25 protein-coding genes and 1 pseudogene are annotated in these 25,584 nt (G+C 73.8%); 9 read left to right on the forward strand and 17 right to left on the reverse strand.

Annotation, left to right across the window (positions count from 1 at the left end):
- Positions 1-43 precede the first annotated feature (43 nt).
- Positions 44-949 carry an aldo/keto reductase gene (locus MUY22_RS30130; RefSeq protein ID WP_247050152.1) on the reverse strand — a complete coding sequence of 302 codons (906 nt, stop codon included), beginning with the start codon at positions 947-949 and terminating at the stop codon, positions 44-46.
- A gap of 78 nt (positions 950-1,027) precedes the next feature.
- On the opposite strand from MUY22_RS30130, the gene MUY22_RS30135 reads away from it, so the two are divergent.
- The 5 genes from MUY22_RS30135 to MUY22_RS30155 all read left to right on the forward strand — a co-directional run bounded on the left by MUY22_RS30135 (position 1,028) and on the right by MUY22_RS30155 (position 4,166).
- On the forward strand, positions 1,028-1,609 hold the full coding sequence (locus tag MUY22_RS30135) for a TetR/AcrR family transcriptional regulator (RefSeq protein WP_247050155.1): 582 nt from the start codon (positions 1,028-1,030) through the stop codon (positions 1,607-1,609).
- Positions 1,610-1,705: 96 nt separating this feature from the next.
- Positions 1,706-2,110 carry a DUF6069 family protein gene (locus MUY22_RS30140; RefSeq protein WP_247050156.1) on the forward strand — a complete coding sequence of 135 codons (405 nt, stop codon included), beginning with the start codon at positions 1,706-1,708 and terminating at the stop codon, positions 2,108-2,110.
- A gap of 20 nt (positions 2,111-2,130) precedes the next feature.
- Entirely contained in the window at positions 2,131-2,601 is a 471-nt protein-coding gene (locus MUY22_RS30145) for an SRPBCC domain-containing protein (protein ID WP_247050157.1), read from the forward strand.
- A 10-nt stretch (positions 2,602-2,611) separates the two neighbouring features.
- A complete protein-coding gene (locus MUY22_RS30150; RefSeq protein WP_247050159.1) occupies positions 2,612-2,965 on the forward strand; it encodes a YciI family protein in 354 nt (117 codons plus the stop codon).
- 1 nt (position 2,966) lies between these two features.
- A complete protein-coding gene (locus MUY22_RS30155; RefSeq protein ID WP_247050161.1) occupies positions 2,967-4,166 on the forward strand; it encodes an RNA polymerase sigma factor in 1,200 nt (399 codons plus the stop codon).
- 75 nt (positions 4,167-4,241) lie between these two features.
- Here MUY22_RS30155 and MUY22_RS30160 read toward each other — a convergent pair whose 3' ends face one another.
- Entirely contained in the window at positions 4,242-5,114 is an 873-nt protein-coding gene (locus tag MUY22_RS30160) for a LysR family transcriptional regulator (protein WP_247050163.1), read from the reverse strand.
- Positions 5,115-5,206: 92 nt separating this feature from the next.
- Between MUY22_RS30160 and MUY22_RS30165 the strand changes: the two genes are divergently transcribed.
- Entirely contained in the window at positions 5,207-6,034 is an 828-nt protein-coding gene (locus tag MUY22_RS30165) for a TIGR03620 family F420-dependent LLM class oxidoreductase (protein WP_247050165.1), read from the forward strand.
- A gap of 76 nt (positions 6,035-6,110) precedes the next feature.
- The gene (locus MUY22_RS30170) at positions 6,111-6,605 is read left to right on the forward strand and encodes a winged helix-turn-helix domain-containing protein (protein ID WP_247050167.1); all 495 of its coding nucleotides are present in this window, start codon (positions 6,111-6,113) and stop codon (positions 6,603-6,605) included.
- A 332-nt stretch (positions 6,606-6,937) separates the two neighbouring features.
- Here the strand turns inward: MUY22_RS30170 and MUY22_RS30175 are convergent, their stop codons facing one another.
- From MUY22_RS30175 to MUY22_RS30235, 13 genes are all read right to left on the reverse strand, one after another.
- Positions 6,938-9,172, reverse strand: a complete 2,235-nt coding sequence (locus MUY22_RS30175; protein ID WP_247050169.1) for a molybdopterin-dependent oxidoreductase — start codon at positions 9,170-9,172, stop codon at positions 6,938-6,940.
- Positions 9,169-10,233: an LLM class flavin-dependent oxidoreductase gene (locus tag MUY22_RS30180; RefSeq protein WP_247050171.1), complete on the reverse strand. Its 1,065-nt coding sequence runs from the start codon at positions 10,231-10,233 to the stop codon at positions 9,169-9,171. Before MUY22_RS30180 ends, MUY22_RS30175 begins: the two co-directional genes overlap by 4 nt.
- Before the next feature lie 148 nt (positions 10,234-10,381).
- A complete protein-coding gene (locus MUY22_RS30185; protein WP_247050173.1) occupies positions 10,382-10,735 on the reverse strand; it encodes a ferredoxin family protein in 354 nt (117 codons plus the stop codon).
- On the reverse strand, positions 10,732-12,234 hold the full coding sequence (locus tag MUY22_RS30190) for an FAD-binding protein (RefSeq protein WP_247050174.1): 1,503 nt from the start codon (positions 12,232-12,234) through the stop codon (positions 10,732-10,734). Before MUY22_RS30190 ends, MUY22_RS30185 begins: the two co-directional genes overlap by 4 nt.
- A complete protein-coding gene (locus tag MUY22_RS30195) occupies positions 12,231-12,950 on the reverse strand; it encodes an ABC transporter ATP-binding protein (RefSeq protein ID WP_247050177.1) in 720 nt (239 codons plus the stop codon). Before MUY22_RS30195 ends, MUY22_RS30190 begins: the two co-directional genes overlap by 4 nt.
- Positions 12,947-13,915 carry an NrtA/SsuA/CpmA family ABC transporter substrate-binding protein gene (locus tag MUY22_RS30200; protein ID WP_247050179.1) on the reverse strand — a complete coding sequence of 323 codons (969 nt, stop codon included), beginning with the start codon at positions 13,913-13,915 and terminating at the stop codon, positions 12,947-12,949. Before MUY22_RS30200 ends, MUY22_RS30195 begins: the two co-directional genes overlap by 4 nt.
- Positions 13,916-13,933: 18 nt before the next feature.
- Positions 13,934-14,764 (reverse strand): ABC transporter permease subunit, encoded by an 831-nt coding sequence (locus tag MUY22_RS30205; RefSeq protein ID WP_247050181.1) that lies wholly within the window; start codon positions 14,762-14,764, stop codon positions 13,934-13,936.
- On the reverse strand, positions 14,761-15,732 hold the full coding sequence (locus tag MUY22_RS30210; protein WP_247050183.1) for an ABC transporter substrate-binding protein: 972 nt from the start codon (positions 15,730-15,732) through the stop codon (positions 14,761-14,763). The genes MUY22_RS30205 and MUY22_RS30210 overlap by 4 nt, the downstream gene beginning before the upstream one ends.
- A gap of 136 nt (positions 15,733-15,868) precedes the next feature.
- Positions 15,869-16,570, reverse strand: coding sequence for a DsbA family protein (locus MUY22_RS30215; protein WP_247050186.1), 702 nt, complete (start codon positions 16,568-16,570; stop codon positions 15,869-15,871).
- 3 nt (positions 16,571-16,573) lie between these two features.
- Positions 16,574-17,002, reverse strand: coding sequence for a cupin domain-containing protein (locus MUY22_RS30220; RefSeq protein ID WP_247050188.1), 429 nt, complete (start codon positions 17,000-17,002; stop codon positions 16,574-16,576).
- A 10-nt stretch (positions 17,003-17,012) separates the two neighbouring features.
- The gene (locus MUY22_RS30225) at positions 17,013-17,432 is read right to left on the reverse strand and encodes an Rrf2 family transcriptional regulator (RefSeq protein ID WP_247050190.1); all 420 of its coding nucleotides are present in this window, start codon (positions 17,430-17,432) and stop codon (positions 17,013-17,015) included.
- A gap of 8 nt (positions 17,433-17,440) precedes the next feature.
- Positions 17,441-18,091: an alpha/beta hydrolase gene (locus MUY22_RS30230; protein ID WP_247050192.1), complete on the reverse strand. Its 651-nt coding sequence runs from the start codon at positions 18,089-18,091 to the stop codon at positions 17,441-17,443.
- Positions 18,088-19,197 carry an LLM class flavin-dependent oxidoreductase gene (locus tag MUY22_RS30235; RefSeq protein WP_247050194.1) on the reverse strand — a complete coding sequence of 370 codons (1,110 nt, stop codon included), beginning with the start codon at positions 19,195-19,197 and terminating at the stop codon, positions 18,088-18,090. Before MUY22_RS30235 ends, MUY22_RS30230 begins: the two co-directional genes overlap by 4 nt.
- A 163-nt stretch (positions 19,198-19,360) precedes the next feature.
- Between MUY22_RS30235 and MUY22_RS30240 the strand changes: the two genes are divergently transcribed.
- The gene (locus MUY22_RS30240) at positions 19,361-20,503 is read left to right on the forward strand and encodes an acyl-CoA dehydrogenase family protein (protein WP_247050196.1); all 1,143 of its coding nucleotides are present in this window, start codon (positions 19,361-19,363) and stop codon (positions 20,501-20,503) included.
- 39 nt (positions 20,504-20,542) lie between these two features.
- Here the strand turns inward: MUY22_RS30240 and MUY22_RS30245 are convergent, their stop codons facing one another.
- Both MUY22_RS30245 and MUY22_RS30250 read right to left on the reverse strand, forming a co-directional pair.
- The gene (locus MUY22_RS30245) at positions 20,543-20,944 is read right to left on the reverse strand and encodes an ATP-binding protein (protein WP_247050198.1); all 402 of its coding nucleotides are present in this window, start codon (positions 20,942-20,944) and stop codon (positions 20,543-20,545) included.
- A gap of 94 nt (positions 20,945-21,038) precedes the next feature.
- Positions 21,039-21,986, reverse strand: a pseudogene (locus tag MUY22_RS30250) (collagenase).
- Between the two features lie 290 nt (positions 21,987-22,276).
- Here MUY22_RS30250 and MUY22_RS30255 point away from each other — a divergent pair.
- On the forward strand, positions 22,277-24,937 hold the full coding sequence (locus tag MUY22_RS30255) for a LuxR family transcriptional regulator (RefSeq protein WP_247050200.1): 2,661 nt from the start codon (positions 22,277-22,279) through the stop codon (positions 24,935-24,937).
- Positions 24,938-25,584 lie beyond the last annotated feature (647 nt).

Below are 25,584 nucleotides of genomic sequence, written 5' to 3' on the forward strand. Positions count from 1 at the left end.
CTCACGCCGCGGTCGGGCCCGGCACTCCGGACATACCGACGGCTCAGCCGAGCGCCATGTCCTGGGAGCGCGACGGGACGGCGTCGAGCGTGGCGAGCGTCGCGCCGTCGAACCCGATCGAACCGGCGGCGACGTTCTCCTCGAGGTGCCCGGCGGTCGCGGTGCCGGGGATGAGGTGGACGTTCGGCGCGTGGTGCAGCAGCCAGGCCAGCCCGATCTGCGACGGCGTGGCGCCGAGGGACTCCGCGACGGTGTGCACGGCCGGCTCGTCGGTCACCTTCGGCAGGCCCGGGAACGCGCCGCCGAGCGGGAAGAACGGCACCCAGGCGATGTCCTCGGCGACGCAGAGCTCCAGCATGTCCTCGTCCTCGCGGCTCACCAGGCTGTACGCGTTCTGCACGCAGGCGATGCCCGCCGGGAGCGCCCGGCGCAGGATCTCCAGGGTGACGCTGCTGAGCCCGATCGCGCCGATCTTGCCTTCGTCGCGCAGCGCCGTCATGACCTCGAGCTGGTCGTCGAGGTCGACCAGCTGGTCGCCTTCGGCCTTCAGGCCGGGCCGGGTGTCCAGGCGGCGCAGGTTGACGACGCCGATCTGCTCGGTGCCGAGGGTCCTGAGGTTGTCCTCGACGCTCGCGCGCAGCTCGTGGGGGCGCTGCGCGGGGCGGAGCCGGATCGGCCCGCCGGGGTTGGGGTCGGCGCCGACCTTGCTGACGACCAGCACGTCGTCCCCGGGCCGGAGCGCGTCGCGGATGACGCCGTTGACGAAGGTGTTGCCGTAGAACTCGGCGGTGTCGAGGTGGTTCACGCCGAGGTCGATCGCGTGGCGCAGGAGCGTCACGGCCGCGTCGCGGTCGTCGTGCAGGCGTTCGAGCTGCATCGCCCCGTACCCGACGCGGTTGACGGTGCGGCCGGCGAGCGGAGCGGTGGTGGCGATGGGGGGCATGGGCATCCCGTCAGTCGTGCGATGATGGCGAAGCGGAGGAACCTCCGTTAAGTCGACCGTAGCACAACCGGAGGTGCCTCCGTTTTGTCGTCACCCGATCCGGCCGCCGCCGACCGCCCGGTCCGCTCCGACGCGCGCCGCAACCGCGAGAAGCTCGTCGGCGTCGCGCAGGCCGCCTTCGCCGCCGCCGACGGCCCCGTCGCGCTCGAAGCGATCGCCCGCGAGGCCGGCGTCGGGATCGGCACGCTCTACCGGCACTTCCCGACCCGCGAAGCCCTCGTCGAAGCCGTCTACGCCGCCGAACTCGACGACGTCGCCACCAGCGCCCCGGCGCTGCTCGGCAAGCTCCCGCCCGAGGCCGCCCTGCGCGCCTGGCTGGACCGCTACGCCGCCTTCTTCCAGACCAAGCGCGGCATGGGCGACGTCTTCCGCGCCGGGGTGGCGTCCGGGCGCATCGCGACCCCGGTGACGCGCAAGCGGATCACCGGCGCGATCGGCACGATCCTCACCGCCGGGGCGGCGGCCGGCGTCTTCCGCGCCGACGCCGACCCCGAGGACTTCACGCTGATCGTGCTCGGGATCTTCCTGTCCACGGTGGACGACCGCGACCCGGAGCGGATCGGGCGGTTGCTCGACCTCGTCGTCGACGCCCTGCGCCCGAAGTAGATTTCTTTCGCGGCGATGTCGAATGGGGCCGCGGCCGTTCGTCGCCCCAGTGAGAGACCGGCACCGGGCCGGTCGCCCCCACACCGGAGGCCCGCGATGTCCGTCATCACCGTCACTCCCGCGAAGTCCCTGCTCACCGGCGGTCTGACCGCCGTGGTCGCCGCCACCGCGGCGACGTCGCTCCTGGCCGCGGCGGCCGAGTTCGCCGGCATCGGCGCCGTGGTCGGCGGCGCGCCGATCCCGGTGACCGGGTTCGCCGTGCTGACCGCCGTCTTCTCCACGGTGGGCGTGGTGCTCGCCCTGGTGCTGGCCCGCACGGTGGGCCACCCGCGCGCGGTGTTCCTCCGCACCACGCTCGCGCTCACCGCGTTGTCGCTGGTCCCGGACGTGCTCGCGGACGCGCCGGCGAGCACGAAGGTGCTGCTGATGCTGGCCCACGTGGTCGCCGCCGCGATCGTCATCCCGGCGCTCGCCCGCCGCACCCCCGCCGCGCGGGCGTGACCGCCGTGGACCACGAAAGCGTGCGTGCCACCTTGACGATCGCCGAGCCCGCCGCGACGGTGTTCGCCGTGCTGGCGGACCCGGCGGCCCACGCCGCGATCGACGGCACCGGCTGGGTCCGGGAACCCGTCGAACAGGCGCCGTTGACCGCCGTGGGGCAGATCTTCCGGATGGACATGCACCACTCCGGCCACCCGGACGGCGACTACCAGGTCGTCAACAAGGTCGCGGTGCTCGACGCGCCGCGCGCCATCGCCTGGCTCACCGGGTCCGCCAAGGGCGACGGCGAGGTGGAGTACGGCGGCTGGATCTGGCGCTACGACCTGACGCCGCGCGGCCCGGCCGGCACCGAGGTCACGCTCACCTACGACTGGTCGGGGGTGCCGCGGTCCGTCCGGGAGCGCGGCATCCAGTTCCCGCCGTTCGGTCCCGCGCACCTCATCGACTCGCTGCACCACCTGGCCGACCTCGCCCACCGCGTGTCCGTTTAGGAGTTTCGTCATGACGCAGTACCTGCTCGCCGTCCAGCTCGACGAAAGCGTGCCGGAGACCGAGGAAGAGACCCAGGCGCAGATGGCGCGGACGGGCCGGGTCGTCGACGACATGAAGGCCGCCGGGGTGTGGGTGTTCGTCGGCGGCCTGAAGCCGTCGCACGCCTCCACCGTCGTCCGCCCCGGCGGCGGCACGACCACGATCACCGACGGCCCGTTCGCCGAGACGAAGGAACAGCTCGGCGGGTTCTGGGTGATCCGGTGCGCCGACCTCGACCAGGCGCTGGCCTGGGCCGGGAGGTGCGCGCTCGCCTGCGGGCAGCCGATCGAGGTCCGCCCGTTCGACGACTTCTCGCAGGACTGAGATGGACCTCGACCGCGTCTACCGGGCCGAGTACGGCCGGTGCGTGGCCACGCTGACGCGGCTGCTCGGGGACATCGGGCTCGCCGAGGAGGCCGTCCAGGACGCGTTCGCCGTCGCCGCCGTGAAGTGGGCCGAGGCGCCGCCGGCCAACCCCGGCGCGTGGATCGTGACCACCGCCCGCCACCGCGCGATCGACCGCCTGCGCCGGGAATCCACCCGGGAGGCCCGCCACGCGCAGGCCCTGCTGCTGCACCAGCCCGACGAGCCGGAGGAGGCCGGACCCGTGCGCGACGACCAGCTCCGCCTGATCTTCACCTGCTGCCACCCGGCGGTGTCGCCGCTCGCGCGGACCGCGCTCACGCTGCGTCTGCTCGGCGGGCTGGAGGTGGCGGAGATCGCGCGGGCCTACTTGGTGCCGGAGGCGACCGTCGCGCAGCGGATCGTCCGGGCGAAGAAGAAGATCCGCGACGCCGGCATCCCGTACCGGGTACCCGGCGCCGCCGAGCTCCCCGACCGGCTGGGCTCGGTGCTCACCGTGCTGTACCTGGTGTTCAACGAGGGGTACACCTCGACGTCGGGAGAGCTGCTGCGGACGGACCTGTGCCTGGAGGCCGTCCGGCTGACGCGCGCGCTCGCCGACCTGATGCCGGACGAGCCCGAGGTGATCGGGCTGCTGGCGCTGCTCCTGCTCACCGAAGCCCGCCGGCCGGCACGGGTGGGGCCGGCGGGGGAGCTGGTGGTGCTCGCGGAGCAGGACCGCTCGCGGTGGAACCACGAGCTGATCGCCGAAGGGCACGACCTGGTGCGCCGGTGCCTGCGTCGTGACCAGCCGGGCCCGTACCAGATCCAGGCCGCGATCAACGCCGTGCACACGGACGGCCCGGCCACCGACTGGACGCAGGTGCTGGCCCTCTACGACCAGCTGCTGCGGCACACGCCGACACCGATCGTGGCGCTCAACCGCGCGGTCGCCGTCGCCGAGGTCCACGGCCCGGCACTGGCCCTCGCCACCATCGAGGAGCTGGACCTGCCGGGTTACCACCTGCTGCCGGCCACCCGCGCGGACCTGCTCACCCGCCTGGGCCGCACGCAGGAGGCGATCACCGTCTACGACGCGGCGATCGCCTTGGCCACCAACGAAACGGAACGAACCTTCCTGGAGACGCGCCGGGCGCGCGCGGCCGGGATCCGGATGTCCTGAAGGGCACCCTCAGGGACGTGTGGTCCCTGAGGGTGCCCTTCAGGGCGTTGAGCCCTGGGGGCGATGCGGAGGGCGTCAGGTCGTCACGGCGTCGCGGAAGGCCTCGACGTGGGCTGCGGCGCACTCGGTCGGGAGGTCGGCGGGGATGACGACGCTGCCGGTGATCGTCATGGCCGGCTTGAGCGGGATCGCGCTGACGCGGGTCGAGCCGATCTCGGCGACCTGCCCGGCGGGCAGCACCGCCCAGCTGCCCGGGTCGGAGCCGACCTCGACGATCGTGTCCTGGGTCGTGCCCACCGGCCGGCCGAGCCGGGGGCTGACGCCGGCCTCGCGCAGCGCGGCGGTGAGGGCGTCGTGCAGCGGCGGGTCGTGCTGTCGCGACGGGAGCCGCAGGACGCTCTCGGCCAGCTCCGTGATGCCGACGACCGCGCGGTCCGCGGCCGGGTGCTGCCGGGACATGACCGCGAACAGCGGTTCCGTCCAGGTCGGCAGCACCTTGAGCCCGGGGGCCGAGAGCACGCCCCGGGCCAGCGCGACGTCGAGCTCGCCCTGGCGCAGCGCGTTCAGGCGGGCGTCGAGCGGCAGGTCGACGAGCACGACGTCGAACGGCGAGCCGGCTTCGCGCAACGCGTCGATGCCGCGCTCCAGCCGCGTGGTGAACCCGGCGGCCGTGCCGATGCGCATGGTGCCCGCGGCCGTCGTGGCGGCGAGCCGGACCTGGTCGGCGGCCGCGAGGGCGCCGCGCGCCGCGTCGAGCACCCGGCGGCCGGCCTCCGTGAGCTGGACCCGGCGCGGCGAGCGGTCGAACAGCCGGACGCCCAGCTCGCGTTCCAGCCGGGCGATCTGCTGGCTGACCGCGGGCTGCGCGATGTGCAGCCGCTCGGCGGCCCGGCCGAAGTGCAGCTCGTCGGCGACGGTGACGAAGTACCGCAACGCCCTCAGTTCCACTGGTCCTCCCACCTGCGACGATAAGGCCACCTTATCGCTGCGCGTGCGCACTGGACCTGGTTCGCCGTGGGGCGCGGTGCTGAAGTCGTCCCATGAGTATCGACCTGGGTTTGCTCGGCGCCCACCTGCGCGAGCACGAGGTGTCCCCGGAACGGGCCGCCGAACTCGAGGCGGCCGGTTACGGCACGCTGTGGCTGGACGCGTCGCCGCCGGCCGATCTGAAGCTGGTGGAGGAGCTGCTCGACGCGACCACCCGGCTGGCCGTCGGGACGAGCGTGGTGAACGTCTGGACCGCCGACGCGGCGACCGTCGCCGCGTCCTACCACCGGATCGTGGCTCGGCACCCCGATCGGTTCCTGCTCGGCGTGGGCATCGGGCACCGCGAAGTCGACACCGGATACGCGTCGCCGTACGAAAAGCTGGCGTCCTATGTGGACACCTTGACCGCGGCCGGCGTGCCCGCCGACCGGGTGGTGCTAGCCGCCCTCGGCCCGAAGATGCTGCGGCTGGCCGGCGAGCGCACCGCCGGGACCGTGCCGTGCATGATCACCACCGAGCACACCCGGCGGGCCCGGGCCGCCCTCGGCGCGGGGAAGCTGGTGCTGCCCGGGCACTTCGTGCTGCTGGACGACGACGTCGACCGCGCCCGCGCGACCGCCCGCTCCGCCCCGCCGGGGACGGCGCTCGTGGTCACCAACTACGTCGCCAACCTCCGCCGGCTCGGCTTCACCGACGACGACTTCGCCGGCCACGGCAGCGACCGCCTGATCGACGCGCTCGTCCTGCACGGCGGGCCCGCCACGATCGTCGCGGGTGTGCGGGCGCACCTGGACGCGGGCGCGGACCACGTCGGCATCTACCCCCTCGGCGACGACCCGATCGGCACCCTCCGCGGGGTCGCCGAGGCCGTGTTGGCCTGAGCCGCCGGTCGTCTCGGTCCGTTCCGCTCCCTGGACGCGCTGGCCGGACGCGGGCGCGGGTGTCCAGAATGCGGGCATGACAGCGTGGACGGACGAAGTCTGGACCGACGAAGCCCGGCCGGCGGTCGAGCTGACCGTGGCCGTCCGGATCCGCATCGACCCGGGGCACGCGGCCGGCCTCACCGCCCGGCTGCTGGAGTCCTTTGAGGACACTCTGGGCGTCCGGTTCGACGAGCGCCCGGACGCGCAGGTGGTGGACCTGGCGACGCGCCGCCCGGCCGTCCGGATCGAGGCGGGCTCGCGCCGGGTGCTGGTCCGGGGAACGGCGCTGGAGCTGACGCGGCTGGAGTTCGAGCTGCTGCTGTTCCTGGGCCGCCACCCGGACGTGGTGTTCAGCCGCCGCACCCTGCTGACGGAGGTCTGGGGCGCGCCCCACCACGGCGGCGAGCGCACGGTGGACGTCCACGTCCGCAAGCTGCGCCACAAGTTCGAGCCGGAACCGGCCCCGATCACGACGGTCCGCGGAGTCGGCTATCGGTTCGACAGCTCGGCGGAGGTCATCGTGGTGTGAGCGGTGGCCGCAGCGTGGTGACGCCGGGGCGGGCTCGCGTGGCGTTCGGTCTCGACGATCGTCGTGTGCCGGACGGCGGCCGCGGCTCGGCGGAGGTCATCGTCGGTTGGCGGGCGGCGACCGGCGGAACGGCGGTTTGTGGTGCCGAGGCCATCGCCGTGTACGCGAAGCGGTCCCGGCGACGGGTTCTTGCGGTGCTCGTGGTGTCGAGATCCGCGCTCGGCGGAGGCCATCGTGGTGTGAGCGGTGGCCGCAGCGTGGTGACGCCGGACCGGGCTCGCGTGGCGTTCGTTCTCGACGGTCGCCGTACCGGACGGCGGCCGCAGCCGCCGTCATCGTGGTGTGAGCGGCGGCGGCCGCAGCACCGTGACCTCCGGGATCGCGCCCTCGAACCGCTCCACCTCCACCACCGCGTGCTGGCCCGCGCAGCCCTGTGACAGCCGGGATGACGGGATGTCCGCCGTCAGGACGTTCGGGTTGCCGTGGGCGCACAGCGGGCCCGTGGGGTGGTTTTCGACCGGGTCGAACCACGCTCCCGTCGGGAGCTGGACCACGCCCGGGCGCAGGGCGTCGTCCAGGACCGCGCCCGCCAGGCACGCGCCGCGCTTGTTGTACACCCGGACCACGTCGCCCGTGGCGATGCTCCGCGCCGCGGCGTCGGACGAGTTGAGGCGGATCGCCTCGCGGCCCGCCACCTTGCCCGCTCGGCTGACGTCGCCGCCGTCGAGCTGGCTGTGCAGGCGCGTGCGCGGCTGGTTCGCGATCAAGCACAGCGGCCCGGATTCCCGTGGTGGCAACCAGACCGGGTGCCCGGGGCAGTCGTCGTACCCGAACCCGGCCACGACGGCCGACGTGATCTCGATCCGGCCGCTGGGGGTCTTCAGCGGGTGGGCGAGCGGGTCGGCGCGGAAGTCCGCCAGCAGTGTGTGGTGCGTCGGCCCCGGCGGGAGCCGCAGTTCGCCGGCCGCCCAGAACTCGGCGAACGGCGGCGCACCGGAGGAAGCACGCCAGGCCTCGTAGAGGTGTTCCAGCCATTCCCGCCGTGAGCGTCCTTCGGTGAAGGAAGCGGCGACGCCGAGCCGGGCGGCGAGACCCGCGAAGATCGCGTAGTCGTCACGCGCTTGCCCGGCGGGCTCGGCGATCCGGTGCATCGCGATCAGGTGCGTGTCACGGCGCCCGGACCCCAGGTCCTCGCGCTCCAGGGTCGTCGTGACCGGCAGGACGACGTCGGCGTGCCGCGCGGTGGCCGTCCAGAACGGTTCGTGCACCACCACCGTGTCCGGCCGGGTGAACGCGCGCCGCAGCCGGTTGAGGTCCTGGTGGTGGTGGAACGGGTTGCCGCCCGCCCAGTAGACGAGCCGGGTGTCCGGGTACCGCCGGGTTTCACCGTTGTAGTCGTAGGTCGCGCCGGGGTGCAGCAGCAGGTCCGCGATCCGGGCGACCGGGATGAACTCCTTGACCGGGTTGACGCCCCGGGGCAGGTACGGCGTCCGGATCTCCGGGCCGGTGTCGCCGACGTCGCCCATCGAGCCGTAACCGTGGCCGAACCCGCCGCCCGGCAGGCCGATCTGCCCGAGCATCGCGGCCAGGGTGATGCCCGCCCACACCGGCTGCTCGCCGTGTTCGATGCGCTGCAGCGACCACGTCACCGTGACCAGCGTCCGGTGCGCGGCCATCTCCCGGGCGAGCGCGACGATGTCGGCGGCGGGGATCCCGGTGATCCCGCTCGCCCAGCGCGCGTCCTTGCCGGTGTCCAGCAGGTACCGTTCGAAGGTCGCGTACCCGACGCAGTACCGGGCCAGGAAGTCGCGGTCGTGCAAGCCTTCGACGACCAGTGTGTGCGCGAGCCCCAGCATCAACGCGGTGTCCGTCGCCGGCCGGATCGGGTACCAACGGGCGTCCACTGTGGACGGCAGGTCGTCGCGCAGCGGGCTCACGAGCGCGACCCGGGCGCCCAGCCGGGCGAGGTGCCCGGGTGTCCCGTGCTCGGTGACCCCGCCGGGCGTGACGAACACGTTCTTCTCCGGCACGCCGCCGAAAGCGACGATCAGCTCGGTGTGCTCGGCGATCGTCGGCCAGGTCGACGCCTGGCGCAGCACGGCGTGCGCGTCGCCGACGACGTGCGGCAGCAGCACCGTCGACGTCCCGTTGCTGTAGCTCTCGCGGGACGACGTGTAGCCGCCGATCGTGGTGAGGAACCGGTGCAGCTGGCTCTGCGCGTGGTGGAACCGCCCGGCGCTGGCCCAGCCGTACGAGCCGCCGAAGATCGCCTGGTTGCCGTGCTCGCCCCGGACGCGGTCGAGCTCGGCGGCGAGCCGGTCGAGGATCTCGTCCCACGGCACCTCGACGAACTCGTCGCGCCCGCGCCGCTCATCGGGCCCGGGACCGTCCTCCAGCCAGCCGCGGCGCACCGCGGGCCGGGCGACGCGGGTCGGGTGGTCCAGCGCCGCGGCCAGGTTGCCCAGCAGCGGTGACGGCGCCGGGTCGGCCGGGTGCGGGACCACCCGCAGCCGGCCGCCGGTCACCTCGGCGGAGAACGCGCCCCAGTGCGATGTGCTCGGCTTCACGCTCCGACGGTAACCGCGCCGGCCCGCTCCCGGACGAGACGCACGAGCGTGCCGTAGTCCCGCGCGTCGGCCAGCGGCGAGAACCCGCGGATGAGCAGCGTGCCGACGCCGAGCCGGAGGTAGTCCAGCAGCGAGTCCGCGACCTGCTCGTAGCTGACGACCAGCGCGGTGGAGTTCCCGGCCGCGCCGGTCGTCCTGGCCACCGCCGTCCACAGCCGCTCGTCGTGGACCTCGCCGGTCGCCGCGGCTTCGAGCAGCCGCTGCGAGCCGACGGCGGCAGTGGAGTCGCGGACGCCCTTGAACTCGCTGACGCGGTCCTGGGTGAGCCGCAGGATGTCGCGGGCCCGGTCCCACGCCTCGGCTTCGGTCGCCGCCGGGATCGGGCGGAGGCTGACGCTGAACGCCGGGGTGCGCCCGTGCGGCGCGGCGGCGGCGTGGACTTCCTCGATGCGCTGGGCGATCCCGGCCAAGGGCTCACCCCAGAAGGCGTAGACGTCGGCGTGCTTCGCGCCCACGCGGATGGCGTCGCCCGACGCGCCGCCGAAGTAGACCGGGATGCCGCCGTCCGGGCGGACGTCCGAGCGCGCGCCGCGGACCTGGTAGAACTCGCCTTCGTGGTCGAACGGCTCGGCCGAGTCCCACGTCTTGCGCACCACGGACAGGAAGTCGTCGGTGCGGCGGTAGCGGGTGGGCTTGTCGGTGAAGTCGCCGTCGCGGGCCTGGTCGGCGTCGTCTCCGCCGGTGATCACGTGCAGGGCGATCCGGCCGGGGTGGAACGCGTCGAGCGTGGCGAACTTGCGGGCCAGCTGGGTGGGCGCGACGAAGCCGGGCCGGTGGGCGAGCAGCACGCCGAGCCGCTCGGTGGCGGCGAGCACCTGGTCGGCGAGCACGAACCCGTCCGGGCTGCTCGCGGACTGGGCGATCAGCACGCGGTCGAAGCCGGCCGCCTCGTGGGCGCGGGCGACCTCGCGCAGGTAGCCGGGCTGGATGACCGGCCCGTCCGGCGCGACGATCTCGCTGGCCTGGCGGCCGGCGGCGTAACCGATGAATTCGACGCTCACGGGGTCTCCTCGCTGGGCGGAGTGGGGAACGCACCCAATGTGGCGTTGGGTGCGTTGGATGCACCCAATGTGGCGTTGGGTGCGTTGGACGCACCCAACGCCACATTGGGGCGCATGGGCTGTGCGGTGGCCGGGGCGGTGGGCCCGCTCACGGGGTCTCCTGTCCCAAGGCGCGGGCGGTGGCGAAGATGTCGCCCATCCGCCAGCTCTCGTTCGGGTGGGTGCGGCGCGCCCGGCCCCAGCCGGAGTCGCGCCGGTACTGGGCGGGCCAGTCGGTGTCGCGGATCGCGGATTCGTCCGCGGACACCGGGGTCCGGCAGTCGGGGTCGACGAACAGCGCGTCGACCGGGCAGTACAGCTCGCACAGGAAGCACGTCTGACAGTCGGTCTGGCGGGCGATGACGGGTGGTGCGCCGGGGACGGCGTCGAAGACGTCGGTCGGGCAGACCCGCACGCACTTGTCGCACTCGATGCACCGGTCGGCGAGAACCAGTTCGATCACGCGACGGCCTCCTTCCAGGCGGGGTCGTCGGTGCGCCAGTGCATGCCCCGGGTCTCGGGCCGGCGCAGGGCCGCCTTCTTGACCCAGCGGCCCATGGCCACCAGCGACGCGGTTTCGCGGGCCGTGACGGCGTCGCGGCCGGTTCCGGTCAGGCCGCCCTCGATGATCGTCCACAGGGGATCCAATGTGGACAGCGAGGCGCGGAGACCCGGCTCGTCCCGGAACATGTTCTTGTCGTAGGCGTTCAGCTCCTCGCGCACGGCGTCGACCACGCCGGCGGTGTCCACGGTGGTCGTCCGGCCGCTCGGGCGGATCCCCGCGCGGCCTGCCGCGTGCAGTGGCGCCGAGCCCGCCGACCGGGCGTGCCGGACCGCGGCCCGCCCGGCCCAGGTGCCCGACGACACGGCCCACGCCGAGTTCGGCGAGCCGCCGCCGGAGATCGCGCCGACCACCGGCACCCGGCTCGCGACGTCACCCGCCGCGAACAGCCCGGGCACGTCGGTGGTGCAGTCCGGGCCGGTGACGACCAGGCCGCCGACGCCGCGGATCGTGCCCTCGCCGAGCAGCGTGACCTCGAAGCGGTCGGTGTAGGGGTCGATGCCGCGCCGGGCGAAGGGCAGCAGGAAGTTCGGCTGCACCACCGGCATCTTCCGGCGCACCCACTCCGGCGTCCGGTCCAGCGTCGTGAACACCGGCCCGCGCAGCAGGGCCGCGCCGAGGACGCGGTTGCGGTCCGGGCCCGGCGGCAGCGCGATCTCGGCGCCGTCGACGTCGGTGTAGGTCCCGAACAGGTACGACATCGACCGCGCCATCGTCGAGTACGCCGGGGCGAGGGTGTAGTAGTTCGAGAACTCCAGGCCCGACAGGCGCGCCCCGGCCTCGACGGCCATCAGGTGCCCGTCGCCGGTGTTGCCGCGCGAGCCGAGCAGGTTCGAGCGGAACGCCGTCCCGCCGGTGGCCAGCACCACCGCGCCCGCGCGGACGCGCCAGGAGCCCCCGGCCTGACGGCGTACCCCGGCCGCGCCGCCCGCCGAGCCGTCCGGGCGCAGCAGCAGTTCGAGGGCCGGGTGGTGGTCGAGGATCCGGACGCCCGCCCGGTGGATCAGCCCGCGCATCGCGCGCAGGTATTCCGGGCCGCGCACGTTGTTGGTCCGGTCGGGCTGCCCGTCGCGAACCGGGAACGGGTAGTACTTGTCCAAAGTGGGCAGTCGTTCCCAGGTGGTGCGCAGGACGCGCAACGCCTGTTCGGGATCCGCGAGCCCGCCGGCGTGCGCGTGCCGCCCCGCGACCGCCTCTTCGTGGCGCTCCGGCGGCACGAACCAGTGCGTCACCCCGGCCGTGGCGGTGACGCCGCTGGTGCCGCAGTACCCCTTGTCCGCGAGGACGACGGCCCCGCCGGCCTGGGCCGCGGCCAAGGCGGTCCAGGTCGCGGCGAGGCCCCCGCCGACGACGAGCACGTCGGCGGCGAGATCGAGGTCGGGATCGGGATTGCCGCTCATCGCGACTCCGCCAGTTCGGCGTCGGCGGCGACGCCGAGTTCGGCGAGCAGCCGGTAGCGCAGCTGCTCGAACTCGGGGTTGCGGCGGTTGCGTTCGCCGTCGAAGGCGACGCGGTGTTCGGCGGCCAGCCGGCCTTCGCGCAGCGCGACGACGCGGTCGGCGAGCAGGATCGCCTCGTCGACGTCGTGGGTGACCAGCAGGACGGCCGGGCGGTGGACGGCGACCAGGCGCCGGACCAGTGCGTGCATCTTGATCCGGGTGAGCGCGTCGAGGGCGGCGAACGGCTCGTCGAGCAGCAGCAGGCGCGGCTCGCGGACCAGCGCCCTGGCGAGGGCGACGCGCTGGGCCTCACCGCCGGACAGCGTCGCGGGCCAGGCGTCGGCGTGGCCGGTCAGGCCGACCTCGGCCAGCGCCCGGGTCGCGGCGTCGCGCGCCCCGGCGCGGGGGAGGCCGACCGCGACGTTCTGCCACACCGGCCGCCACGGCAGCAGCCGGTGCTCCTGGAACACCACCGCCCGCTCGGGCGGCGCGGCCAGATCGCCGCCGTCGGACTCGTCGAGCCCGGCCAGCAGCCGCAGCAACGTCGTCTTGCCGCAGCCGCTTTCGCCGATCAGGGCGACGAACTCGCCGGGCGCGATGTCGAGGTCGAGTCCGTTGAGGACGGTCCGGTCACCGAAGCTCTTGGTCAGCGCGCGCACGCGCACAGCGGTGCTCACAGCTTGACGGAGTGGTCGGCGACGGTGATCGGCCCGCTCAGGATCTTGCGCCGGCTCAGCCAGTCGGCGCCGCGCTGCAGCTGCGCGATGCCGTCGTCGTTGATGAGCGACAGCTTCGTCTGGACGTTCTTCGCGGCCATCTTGTCCAGCACCGCCTGCGGGTAGTGGGAGACGGCGTTGCCGATGTCCAGGGACTGCTTGTAGTTCTGGTTCTGCCAGTCCTGGTCGGCTTGGAACGCCTTGATCACCTTGCGGATCGTGTCGGCGTTCTGCTCGGCGTACTCACGGCGGACGAGGTAGCTGGTGAAGTCGATCTGGAAGTCCAGCTCGTCGCCGTCGACGAAGATGGCCTTGGCGCCGTACTGCACCTCGGCGATCTCGCGGAAGCCCTGCCAGATGGCCCAGGCGTCGATCTTCCCGGCACCGAACGCGGCGGACGCCTCGGGCGGGTTGAGGTAGGTGACCTTCACGGATTCGCGCGGCACCTGGTACTTCTCCAGCGCCGCCACAAGAAGGAACTCGCCGAGCCCGGCTTTGTTGACCGCCACGGTCTTGCCCACGAGATCCGTCACCTTCCGGATCCCGGTGTTCGCGCCCGCGACGATCGCCGTGGTGCGCGGGGTGGACGCGGCCCAGGCGACGTAGACGAGGTCGGCGCCGGAGAGGATCGCCTGGTCGGCGGGGGTGGTGCTGCCGCCGAAGCTGAAGTCCGCGGTGCCGCCGACGACGGCCTGCAGCGTCGGCGCGTGGTTGGGGAACGGCCCGACCCACTCGACCGTGAGGCCCTGGTCCTTGAGCGTCTTCTCCAGCACGCCGCGGGCCTTGGGCAGCGAGATCGTGCTGTAGGTCAGCCGGACCTTGCCCTGGGTGGCGCCGCCGGCCGAACCGGTGGCGCACGCGGCGAGCGGAGCGGCTACGGCGGCCAGGCCGGCCGCGGTCAGGAAGGTGCGTCGGGAAAGCGTCATGGCGGATTCCTCAGGCGGTCAGGCGGTCAGGCGGGCGTAGGTGGGGTGCCAGCGCAGCAGGCGGCGTTCGAGCAGCCGGGTGACGAGGTCGCAGAGGATCCCGATCACGGCGTAGATGATCACGACGAGGACGATCACGTCGGTCTGCAGGAACTCCCGGGCGTTGGTGGCCATGAACCCGAGCCCGGCGTCGGCGCCGAGAGTTTCCGCGATGACCAGGGCGAGCCAGGCCGCGGTGAGCGACAGCCGCAGCCCGCCCAGGATCGAGGGCAGTGCGCCGGGCAGGACCACCCAGCGGATCTGCGCCGCGCGGCCCAGGCCGACGACGTCGGTCATCTCCAGCAGCTTCGGGTCGATCTGACGGATGCCGAGCACCGTCGTCAGGTACAGCGGGACGGCGGACCCCAGCGAGATCAGGAAGATCTTCCCGGCCTCGCCGATCCCGAACCAGACGATGACCAGGGGCAGGATCGCCAGGAACGGGACCGCGCGCACCATCTGGATGCTGCGGTCGAGCAGCGCTTCGGCCACTTTGGACAGTCCGACGAGCAGCCCGAGCGCGACGCCGGTACTCGCCCCGATGGCGAACCCGGTGGCCGAGCGCTGCAGGCTGGCCAGCAGGTTCGTGACCAACTCGCCGTCGGCGAGAAGGTCGCCCGCCTTGGCCAGGACGCTGCTCGGCGCCGGGAGCACCTGCTTGGGCAGGACGCCCAGCCGCGCCAGCAGTTCCCAGAGCGCGAGCACGGCGACCGGCGTCAGCCACGACGCGGCGCGGTACGGGAACCCGCGGCTCCGGGCGCGCGTACTCGCCGGGAGCGCCGCCGACGGGACGACCACGGCGCGCGTCACCGCGGATCGATCCCGGAGTCGATGTACTTGCTCAAGTCCTTGCCGCCCGGGAACAGCCCCTGCTGGACCCAGGTGTCGTACGTCTTCTGCAGCTGGCCGGCGAGCGTGGCGTCGACCGGGATGCGCTGGTAGGTCGTCTCGTCCGGCCGGACCTGGGTGGCGACGGCCAGGGGCTGGTGCGCGAAGCCGGCGTACCACTTGTCGAACGCGTCCGGGTTGTCCTTGGACCACGCGTAGCCCTTGTCGACGCGGCTCGCGAAGTCCTGGATCGCGGTGCGCTTGCGCGGGTCGGCGAGCGCGGTGTCGGTGGCGGACAGCACGTTGAGGCCGCTGTTGATGCCCGCGCCGTCGGACAGGACGCGCGCGCCGAGTTCGCCGCGGGCACGCGCGGCGTAGACGCTCCAGGTGGCCCAGGCGTCGATGCTGCCGGTCGCGAAGGCGGAGTTCGCCTCGGTCGGGGCGAGGAAGTTCAGCGTGACGTCCTTGTCGCTCAGCCCGGCCTGCTTCAGTGCGCCGATCACGAGGTAGTGCGCGACGCTGCCGCGGGTGGTCGGGGAGACCCGCTTGCCCTTGAGGTCGGCCAGCGTGCGGATCGGGCTGTCCTTCGGCACCAGGATGTAGGTGCCCCTGCCGCCGTTGCTCCAGGCCGCGGCGACCTTGATCTTCGAGCCGCCGGCGATCGCGGTGACGGTGGGGGAGTCGTTGGCGCCACCGATGTCGATCGCGTCGGCGCGCAGGGCCTCGTGCAGGTTGACGGCCGCGGCGAACTGCGACCACTCGATCTTGTACGGCAGGTTGTCGAGCAGCCCGGCAGCCTTCAGCCGGGACTGCGTGGCGCCGGTCTGGTCGCCGACGCGCAGCACCACCTCACCGGAAGCGTCCGAAGTGGACGATCCGCACGCGGTGAGCGTGGCGAGGCCGAGCAGGGCGGCCAGCAGTAGCAGCGCGAGCCGGGGTTTCGAAGGCATGCGGGAACTCCCCAAAACGGTGTCGCCGGAGGAAAGCCGGTGGCGCGGACCAAATGGTCACCGGCATGTGTCTATTCTGCTCGGCGGCCGGGGAGAGTCAACGCTCCCGGGCGGGTTCCCACGAACCGGGAAAGCTCTACAGTGGACAGTCGAGCGTGCCGCCGCCCGCCGCGCGCACGGCGTCGGCGTACTCCCGCAGCGGACGCCAGCCGGGCACGACGAACCGGCCGCCCGGACCGGTGAAGGTCAGCGTCGGCAGGGCGTAGCGGACGTGGTGCTCGAGGTGCTTCGCGCGGCCGCTGTGCGGTCCGGGCGCGGTGATGTCGAGGACTTCCGGGCACGGGTTCCGGGTTTCGCGCCAGTCTTCGCGCACGGCCTGGCGGACGGCGTCGCTCAGCATGGCCGCGTGCAACGCCGCGAGGTCGAGGCCGGGGACGCCGTCGACGGCGGCGAGCACGCGATCGGTGTCGTCGGCCGGGGTGCCGAGGACGAACGTCGTCTCGCGCAGCCGGCTCAGGACGTCCTCGGCGACGGTTTCCCCTTGGGCCTCAGCGGCTTTCGCGGCCAGGGAAGCCGGCCAGCTCGTCCGCGCCACCCAAGCCAGGTGCGGCGCCTTCGGGGCGCCCGTGTGCTCGGTGACGCCGTCGATGAACTTCGCGTACCAGGCGGCTTCGGCGGCCGGATCCGGCGCCGGGTCCTCGTCGTCGTCGAAGAGGATGCCGAACACCCGGCGCCACCGGGCGCCGGGGAGGTTTCCGCGCAGCCAGCGGAACTTCGGCTCCGAACCCCACGCCCACGGGCAGGCGGGGTCGGTGTACTCGACGACTTCGAGCGCCACGGGTCACTCCGTGGGGACGTCGACCGGGGACCAGAGACTCGGCAGGTTGACCACGATGCCTTCCTGGCTGCTGCGCGCGATGATCACGACGGCCTCTTCGTCGGTCGGGTTCTCCTCGCGGTGCGGCACGTACGGCGGCACGAAGATGTAGTCGCCGGGCCCGGTCTCGAGGCGGATTTCCTCGTCACCGTCGGCGAAGACGAACACCGGGTGGCCCGACTTGACGTAGATCGCCGTCTCGGCTTCGCCGTGGTGGTGGTCGCCGGAGTTGGTCACCGGCGCGACGTGCGTCTCGCCCATCCAGACCTTCTGCGACCCGACGGTCTTGCCGGAGATCGCCTCCAGGCGCTTCATCCCGGTGGTCTGGTTGGTGTCGCCGGTGAGGTCCGCGCCGCGGATGTGGCGCAGGGGCTGGTGCCAGAGGTCGGTCATCGGGATCCCTTCAGGTGACGGCTTCGGCGGCCGCGTCCGTGAGCAGGTCGGCGATGGTCGTCGCGCGCAGGATGGCGGCCAGGCCGGACTCGAGCCCGGACCAGAACGGCGTGAGCCCGGCGGCCGTCCCGTGGTAGGCCAGCGCCGGGCGCGATTCGCCGCGGACGCTCAGGAACTCGCCGTCGACCGCCACGACGGCGTCCCGCACGGTGATCTCCGCGGCGGCCCGGGCCAGCCAGTAGCCGCCCTCGCAGCCGCGCTGGCTGCGGACCAGCCCGGCCTGGCGCAGGTCGCGCAGCACGGCCTTGATGAACCGCGCCGGGATGTCCTGGGTGGACGCGACGGCTTCGCAGGTGATCGGCCGCGTGGTGTCCGCGGCGAGCTCCAGCAGGACCCTGATCGCGTAGTCCGCCCTGGCCGAGATGCGCATGCCCGCCATCATCCCCGGACCAGCGCCGGTGTGCCCGTTCCGGCCCGCAGCCATTCCAGGAACTGGACGATCTCGGCCGCGACGCTGCGGTGGTCGACGTCGTTGAGCACGTCGTGGCGGCCGCCGCCGACGAGCACGAACCGGCCCTCCGGCAGCTTCGCCGCGTACGCCCGGGCGGCCTCGGGGCCGGCGACCTTGTCGGCCTCGCCGTGCAGGACCAGGACGGGCACCGCGGGCTCCGCGAGCGGGCTCGTGACGGGCGGGTGCAGCTCGCCGGGGGCGAACCGGTCGTCGGCGTCGAGCAGGGCGCGGTGGACCGGGCACGCGGTCCGCGCGTCCAGCTCGTCGTCCCAGCCGGTGGAACCGCCGAGCGGGAGCCCGCTGGCGATCACCGCGTCGACCGGCAGTTTCGCGGCGAGGTCGAGGGCCCGGACGGCGCCGGTGTCGTGGCCGAGCAGCACGACGGGACCCGGGCCCGCCGTGACCTTCACCGGGAGGTCGGCTTCGGGGACGGTGACGCGGTAGCCGTCGAAGGCGAGCCGCGTGCCGAGCCGGGCGTAGTGCGCGGGGTGCTCGCCCCGCCCGGGCAGCAGCACCACCGTGCCGCGGACCGGGACGCCCGCGGCCGGGGCCCAGCGGATCGCTTCGGCCAGGGTCATACGGCGGCCGCCGTGGCGGGCTGCCGGTTGCGGCGGGCCAGCTCCGAACGGACCAGCGGCAGCAGGTGCCGCCCGTAGTCGATCGTGTCGTCCAGCGGGTCGTAGCCGCGGATCAGCAGGGTGGTGACGCCGATGTCGACGTAGTCCAGCAGGGCCTTGGCGACCGTTTCGGGGGTGCCGACGAGCGCGGTGGAGTTGCCGGCGGCGCCGGTCGCCGTGGCCGTGGGTGTCCACAGTGCACGGTCGTGGCGGTCGGCTTTCGCGGCCGCGGCCAGGAGCCGGACGCTGCCGACGTTGGTCGGCGTGCCGCCGTCACGCCACTCGCGGGCCGCTTTCGCCGCGCCGGAGGCGGTGATGGTGTCGAGGATCCGCTGCGCGCGTTCCCAGGCGAGGTCCTCGGTGGGGCCGAGGATCGGGCGGAACGACACGCTGATCCCCGGGAGCGTGAGCCGGCCGGCGGCCTTGGCCGCGGCGCGGACGGCGGCGATCTGCTCGGCCGTTTCCTTCAGGGGCTCGCCCCAGAGCGCGAAGACGTCGGCGTGCTTGCCGCCGACCCGGTAGGCGGCTTCCGAGGAGCCGCCGAAGTACACCGGGATCCGCGGGTTCTGCAGCGGCCGGACCTGCGGGGTGTAGTCGTCGAGCCGGTAGTGCTTGCCGTGGTGGGAGAACGCGTCGCCGGACGTCCAGGAGCGCTTGAGGATCTCCAGGTACTCGTCGGTGCGCTCGTAGCGCTCGTCCTTGCCGAGGTAGTCGCCGTCGCGGGCCTGCTCGACGTCGCTGCCGCCGGTGATGGTGTGCACGGCGACGCGGCCGCCGCTGAAGTGGTCGAGGGTGGCGAACGCGCGCGCCGCGAGCGTCGGCGCGACGAACCCGGGGCGGTGGGCGATGAGCAGGCCGAGGCGCTCGGTGTGGGCGGCCGCGTAGGCCGCCACCTGCTGGCCTTCCGGCCAGCCCGCGCCGTAGCCGATCAGCACGCGGTCGAAGCCGCCGTCCTCGTGGGCGCGGGCGAACCGCCGGACGTAGGCCGGGTCGATGACCGGCCCCCTGGCCGGCCGGGTCTCGCTCGCGTCCCGGGTGCCGATCATGCCGACGAACTCGACGGGCATCTGCTTTCCTTTCGCCGCAAGACAAACGCAGGCGTCAGGGAACGGCACGAGCACCGCCGCTGTCAATTGGGCATCTCCAGGTGTCCATTTGCTGGACGCCCCTGGCCCCGGGCGCGCCGGGCGGCTTATCGTCTCGCCGCACCCGACCCCTCCGGAGGAACTCGTGACCACGAGCGTCGCCACCGTGCCCGCGCCCGACCTGGCCGCGTTGCCCTCGATCGTCGCCGGGCTGGCCGCGCGCGCCGGCGAGCACGACCGCGAGGCGACGTTCCCGCACGAGGGCGTCGAACTGGTGCACGCGGCGGGATTGCTGACGACGACCGTGCACCCGCGCTACGGCGGCCCGGGCGCGGGCGTGCTCGACACGGCCCGGCTGCTGGCCGAACTCGGCCGCGGCGACCCGTCGGTCGCGCTGGTCACGGCGATGACGTTGTTCGTCCACGCCGGCCAGGCGAGTACGCCGTCGTGGCCCGACGACGTCTACCGCGAGGTGCTGGCGGAGTCGGCGGAGCGGCCGGTCCTGATCAACGCGCTGCGCGTGGAGCCGGAACTGGGCTCACCGACCCGCGGCGGCCTGCCGGCGACGATCGCCCGCCGCGCAGCGGACGGCTGGAGCCTGACCGGCCGCAAGATCTACTCGACGGGCTCGGTCGGCTTGCGCTGGATGATCGTCTGGGCCCGCACCGACGAGCCCGAACCCCGCGTCGGGGGCTTCTTGATCCGGGCGGACGCCCCGGGCATCACGATCGAGCCGACGTGGGACCACCTGGGTCTGCGAGCGAGCGCGAGCCACGACGTCGTGTTCACGGACGTCCCGGTACCTGCGGGTGCCACGGCCGGACTGTCCACACCGGACACTCAGCGGCCGCCGGTGCTCACGTTTCCGTTGGCCCTCCCGGCGCTCTACCTCGGTGTGGCAAGGAATGCTCTCGAGTGGCTCACGGGGTTCCTGCGCGAGCGCGTCCCGAGCGGGCTGGGCAAGCCGCTGTCGACGCTGCCGCGCTTCCAGACCGGGGTGGGGGAGATCGCCGCCCGGATCGCGGGCGCCCAGGAGATCCTCTTCGGCCTGGCCGCCCGGGTGGACGAGGGTGCTCCCGACGCCATCGCCCACGCGGGGGTGGCCAAGGTGCTGGCGACCCGGCTGCTCATCGAGGCGGTCGAGCAGGCGGTGGCGCTGGCGGGAAATCCCGGCCTGACGCACGGGAACCCGTTGCAGCGGCACTACCGCGACGTGCTGTGCAGCCGCGTCCACACCCCGCAGGACGACGCGGTGCTGACCGGGCTGGGCCGCTCGATCCTGGGCTGAACCCTCAGCGCGTCCGCCGTCCCGAACGCGCGAGCGCGCTCAGCTCAGCGCGACCCGCGCCCACACGGTCTTGCGGCCGTCGCGGACCTGCTGGCCCCAGCTCGCGCTGACCGACTTGACCAGCTGCAGCCCGAGGCCGCCGTCGGGGATGGCCGGGCGGGTGCTCTCGTCGACGACCTCGAGCAGCGCGTGCTCCTCGTCGACGGTCAGCCCGATCCGGCGGCGGCCGGCGCCGTGGAGCAGCGCGTTCGAGGCGAGCTCGTCCAGCACGAGCAGCACGTCGACGACGCGGTCCTGGTCGATGCCCGGCAGCCGGCCCTCCAGCACGGCCCGGGTCCACTGGTGCGCCTGCGGCAGGTCGTCCCGGTCGGTCAGGCTCATGTCGCAGTGCACCGCGGCCTGGGCGGTGAGTGGGCTTTCGTACCTGTCGTCGGACGTCACCCGGGTCCCCCTCGTGGTTCGGCAACGCCGGGAGGTACCCACTCCGCGGCCGGTTCAAGCACGCCGGTTCGCCCGGCGTGCTCGAACCCGGTCATCACGTCAGCAGCCAGCGGTACCAGTCGGTGTCGTACCGGGTGCCGATCGTCTGCTTGAGGAAGGTGCGCGCGGCCGTCCAGGCGCCGGTCCGGTAGTAGCCGAGCAGCTTGGTGACGTCGGCCGGGTGGTTCTCCACCATGTACCAGACCGCCAGGTAGCCCCACACGTACGTGCGGGTCTGGTCGTTGCCGGGCGCGTTGTCGAAGACCGTGCTCAGCGCGTACGTCCGCTTCGGCGCTTCGGTGGCGGCCTGGCTGTTGAAGACGCCGCGGTAGCCGTAGCCGACGTACTCGGCCAGCCCCTCGATCCACCACTGCGTCGGCGTGGCGATGTTGGCCTGGTAGTCGCCGTACAGGTCGAAGCGGCCGTCGAGGTAGTGGGTTTACTCGTGGTTGAGGTTCTTGATCTCGAACGCGGGCTTCGTGTCGTCGCGGTAGGCGACGAACCGGGCCTGGTTGCCCGTCGCGGCCGGGTTGCCCTCGAGGTAGACGCCGCCGTTGTCGGTGCTGACGCCGAACATCGACGGCGCGTAGTACTGGTAGTCGGCCCGCGAGTTGAAGACGTCGACCTCCAGCGAGGTGTTCTTGTCGCCGGCCACCGGCCCGCTGTCGCTCACCAGCCGGTGGAAGTAGCCGTCCTGCCCGGTGAGGCTCGTGCAGGTCGCGGACAGCTGGGCGGCCGTCATGGCCTGGGCGCGGATCCGCAGCGACGTCGTGCAGGAGCGGGTCACCGGCAGGACGTCCACGGCGGCCTTCGCCGGTGTCACCGCGGTGCCGATGTCGGCGGCCGGGCCGAACGGGTGGGCCGCGGTGGTGGTGGCCGGGACGCCGGGCCGGGCGGTGAGGCTCGACGCCGGCGGGGCCGTGACGAGCGTGAGGGTCGCGCACAGAGCGAGGGTGGGGACGGCGGCGCGTTTCAGGCCGAGGCCCGGTGCCATGCGTTTCATGGACGTGCTCCAAGAGGAGAAGGGGAGGAGAGGGAGTGCGGTGCCCGGCTCGGGGACCGGGCACCGCACCCGGGCACGGATCGCGGTGACGTCGTCGTGCCGGCAGGTCCGGGGCCGCCCGGTCGCGGATCGGGGGGACGGGGTCTTCCGCCGGCTCCGGGACGCTGCGGGACCGATCCTGAACCGCCGTCCGGCCGGTGACCATGCGCGCCGGCGAAACTACGGATACCCAATCAAATCCCCGCCTTTCGTTCGGTGCGCGGGTGTCGCGGCCGATCTAGGCTGCGCCGATGAGCCCGCCCACGGCGCCGGGCGACCTCGTGGCCGAGGCCGTGCGGCGGACCCTCGCCGGGGACCAGGCCCGGCCGCTGCTGCTGCACGTCACCGGGGCCGCGGGCACGGGCAAGACCGTCCGGACCGCGGGCCTGGTCGCTCTCGCGCGCGCCGCGCCGGTGTCGTCGCTGGACCTGTCGTTCACCTCGGCCGGGAGCCTCGTCGTGCGGTCCGCGTCCGGCGTCGGCCCGCCGCCCGACCCGGCGCTGCGCGACGACGTCCGGGAGTGGCGCGACCGGCTGGCGCGTGAGGTGCCCGCGCTGCTGGTGGTGGAGGACGTCCAGCGCGCGCCGGCCGGGTTCGTGGCCCTGGTGCGCGACTGGGTGGAACGCGCGCGGGGCGGCTGCGTCACGGTCGTCACCGCGCGTCCGGAGGAACTCGCGGACCCCGCGCTGCCGCTGGGCGCGGGACTCGCGTTGCCGTCGGCCGTCGTGGTGCGCCACGAGCACCTGGCCGGCTGGGACGGCGACCGCGTCCGCGACGCCGTGCACGACCGGCTGGGTCCGCAGCGCTGCTCCCGCCAGGTCGTGGCGCGGATCGCCGGGCTCTCCGGCGGCAACCCGCAGGTGGTGGCCGACCTGCTCGACCTGCTGGCCGACGCCGGCGCGCCGGGGGAGCCGTTCTCGCTCGCCGACGTCGACGCGGCCGGCGTCCCGGCCCGGCTGGCGCAGTTGACGGCCGGCCGGCTGGCGGCGCTGTCGCCGGACGCCCGGGCCGTGACCGCGGTGTCCGCCGTGCTCGGCGGCCCGGCGAGCGGCGCGGACCTGGGCAGCGCGGCCGGTCTCGCGCCCGGCGACGGCGAGCGGGCGGTCGCCGAGGCCGTCGCCGCCGCGCTGCTCACCGAAGACGAGCGCGGCTCGTGCGACTTCGCCGTCCCGCTCGCCGCGGCCGCCGTGCGCGCGCGGCTGGCCGGGGCGCAGCGGCGGCGGCTGCACCTGCGGGCCGCGGACGTGCTGTGCCGCCGCCGGCCGGTGCCGTGGGTGCACGTCGCCGAGCACCGGCGCCGGGGCGCGTCCCCGCGGGGCTGGCTGCGCGCGGTCGAACGCGCCGCGAGCGACCCGGCCGCGTTCGGCGACCCCGAGTCGGTGATCGACACCGTGCGGCCGGTGCTCGCGTCCACGGAGATCGCCGAGGACGTGCGGGCCCGGCTGGCCTTGCGGGTGTCCCGAAACGCCGTGCTGACGCTGCCGTCGCCGCGCACGGTGGCCGTGCTGCGGGAGATCGTCGGGCAGACGGGTCTCGCCCCGGGCGTGCGCGGTGAGATCCGCCTCGAACTGGGGCTGCTGCTGCACAACCAGCTCAACCAGGCCGAGGGCCGGGCCGAGCTGGAACGGGCCGCGACGGAGCTGCGTGACCGGCTGGCCCTGCTCGTCCGGGCCATGACGGCGCTCGCCAACCCGTTCCAGGCCGGCGCCGCCCGCGCGGACCACGAGACCTGGCTGGCCCGCGCGCAGGACGTCGCCGCCCGGGCCGGTGACGAGACGTCGCGCGCGGCGGTGGAGTCGACGCGGATCACCCTGGACGTGGCGTGCGGGCGGCGGTGCCCCGGCCGCCCACGCGTGCCACAGGCCGAGTTCGAGGTGCGGCACAACGAATACCTCGCGCGGGGCCTGACGAACACCGCCGTCGCCGCGGTCTTCGCGGGCCGCTTCCGCGGCGCCGAGGCGCTGCTGGAGCGGGCGCGGCAGTGCTCGGCCGTGCTGGGTTCGCCGTTCCTGGAGCAGTGCGACCGCGGCACCGGGCTGTTGTTCGACTTCGAGCGCGGCGCGTGGGACGGGCTGGCCGACCGGAGCCGGCGCAGCCTGTCCGACGCCGGTGTCCAGGCCGACGCGCGGCTGGTGCTGGTCCAGCTGGCCCTCGCCCGCGGCGACTGGGCGGAGGCCGAGGAGATCTGGCCCGCGCGGGGCGGGTTCGCGTTCGTGCCGTACGACGCGACGGCCGTCGCGGCGCGGGTGCGCATGGACCTGGCCCAGGGCCGGACGGCCGAAGCCGTGACGGCGGTGGAGGAAGCCTGGGAGTCGATCGCGGCGAAGGACATCTGGGTCTGGGCGGCCCGCCTCGCCCCGCCGGCCGTGCAGGCGTGGCTCGCCGCCGGTGACCACGACCGGGCCGTCGCGGCGGTGGCGCAGTTCGGCCGGGGCCTGCGCGGCCACGACAGCCCGGCGGCGGCCGCCGCACTGCTGTGGACCCGGGCCCTCTTGGCCGACCACACGAACGATCCGGCCGCGAGCGGTCTGTACGAGCGAGCGTCGGCCCTGTTCGCGCGCTTGCCCGCGCCCTACCCGGCGGCCCTGACGCAGGAGGGCGCCGGCCGGTTCGCCTCGGCGCTGGACACGTTCACCCGCCTGGGCGCGGCGTGGGACGCCACCCGCGTCCGCGGCCGCCTGCGGGCGGCCGAGGTCCCGCCGGGCCGCTACCGAGGCCGCCCGTCCTACCACGACGGTCTTTCCCCGCGAGAGCACGAAATAGCCGAGCTGGCCGCGGGGGGCCTGACGAACCGGGCGATCGCGGAGACACTGCACCTGTCCCAGCGAACGGTGGAGCACCACGTGGCCCGCGCGATGCAGAAGACCGGGGTGCGGTCGCGGCGGGCGTTGCTGGGTGAGGCGCACACCTGAGCCGCGGTTTGTGTCCGGTGCCCGTGCCGGTCGTTCCGGTCAGCGGGGTGGCCGTTGCCGGGCACTCGGTCGTTCGCGAGCGGCCGCCGTGGTGGCCGGAGTGGTCGACGTGGTGACCGGGGAGCGGCTGCCACGCGACCCCGAGCGGCCAACGTGGCGGCAGAGCAACCACCACGGCGGCGGAGCAACCACCACGGCGGCAGAGCAACCACCACGGCGATCGGGCGGCCAATGCGGCGACTGGAGCGGCCGACGCGGCGACTGGAGCGGCGACCGTGGCGACGGAGCGGCCGCCACGGCGGCCGGAGTGGTCAACATGGTGATCGGAAGGGCCGCCACCGCGGCCGGAGCGGTCAACATGGCGACGGAGCGGCCAACACGGCAAGGTCAACACGCGAGTCGCCTCGCGGCAGGAGCGGCCAATGTGGCGGCCGGAGTGACCAACACGGCGACCGGTGTGGCCAACACGGTGGCCGGAGCGGCCGACACGGCACGGTCGGACTCGCGAGTCGACTCGCGGCGGGAGCCGCTGGAGCGTGAGAGCGCCGGACCGGCCGCGCCGCGGAAGCGGGACCCGTGCCTGACAACGTCCGCGTGGTGGACAGAAAATCGGTCACCAGGTCACAAACCGCCAGGAAACCACCGCA

This window comes from Amycolatopsis sp. WQ 127309 (assembly GCF_023023025.1).
Taxonomy (GTDB): domain Bacteria; phylum Actinomycetota; class Actinomycetes; order Mycobacteriales; family Pseudonocardiaceae; genus Amycolatopsis.

Bases quoted from the DNA above. Each gene is read 5' to 3' on its own strand.
- MUY22_RS30130 (WP_247050152.1), bottom strand. From the start codon at position 949: ATGCCCATGCCCCCCATCGCCACCACCGCTCCGCTCGCCGGCCGCACC.
- MUY22_RS30140 (WP_247050156.1), top strand. From the start codon at position 1,706: ATGTCCGTCATCACCGTCACTCCCGCGAAGTCCCTGCTCACCGGCGGT.
- MUY22_RS30150 (WP_247050159.1), top strand. From the start codon at position 2,612: ATGACGCAGTACCTGCTCGCCGTCCAGCTCGACGAAAGCGTGCCGGAG.
- MUY22_RS30155 (WP_247050161.1), top strand. From the start codon at position 2,967: ATGGACCTCGACCGCGTCTACCGGGCCGAGTACGGCCGGTGCGTGGCC.
- MUY22_RS30165 (WP_247050165.1), top strand. From the start codon at position 5,207: ATGAGTATCGACCTGGGTTTGCTCGGCGCCCACCTGCGCGAGCACGAG.
- MUY22_RS30170 (WP_247050167.1), top strand. From the start codon at position 6,111: ATGACAGCGTGGACGGACGAAGTCTGGACCGACGAAGCCCGGCCGGCG.
- MUY22_RS30190 (WP_247050174.1), bottom strand. From the start codon at position 12,234: ATGAGCGGCAATCCCGATCCCGACCTCGATCTCGCCGCCGACGTGCTC.
- MUY22_RS30200 (WP_247050179.1), bottom strand. From the start codon at position 13,915: ATGACGCTTTCCCGACGCACCTTCCTGACCGCGGCCGGCCTGGCCGCC.
- MUY22_RS30210 (WP_247050183.1), bottom strand. From the start codon at position 15,732: ATGCCTTCGAAACCCCGGCTCGCGCTGCTACTGCTGGCCGCCCTGCTC.
- MUY22_RS30220 (WP_247050188.1), bottom strand. From the start codon at position 17,002: ATGACCGACCTCTGGCACCAGCCCCTGCGCCACATCCGCGGCGCGGAC.
- MUY22_RS30225 (WP_247050190.1), bottom strand. From the start codon at position 17,432: ATGCGCATCTCGGCCAGGGCGGACTACGCGATCAGGGTCCTGCTGGAG.
- MUY22_RS30230 (WP_247050192.1), bottom strand. From the start codon at position 18,091: ATGACCCTGGCCGAAGCGATCCGCTGGGCCCCGGCCGCGGGCGTCCCG.
- MUY22_RS30235 (WP_247050194.1), bottom strand. From the start codon at position 19,197: ATGCCCGTCGAGTTCGTCGGCATGATCGGCACCCGGGACGCGAGCGAG.
- MUY22_RS30255 (WP_247050200.1), top strand. From the start codon at position 22,277: ATGAGCCCGCCCACGGCGCCGGGCGACCTCGTGGCCGAGGCCGTGCGG.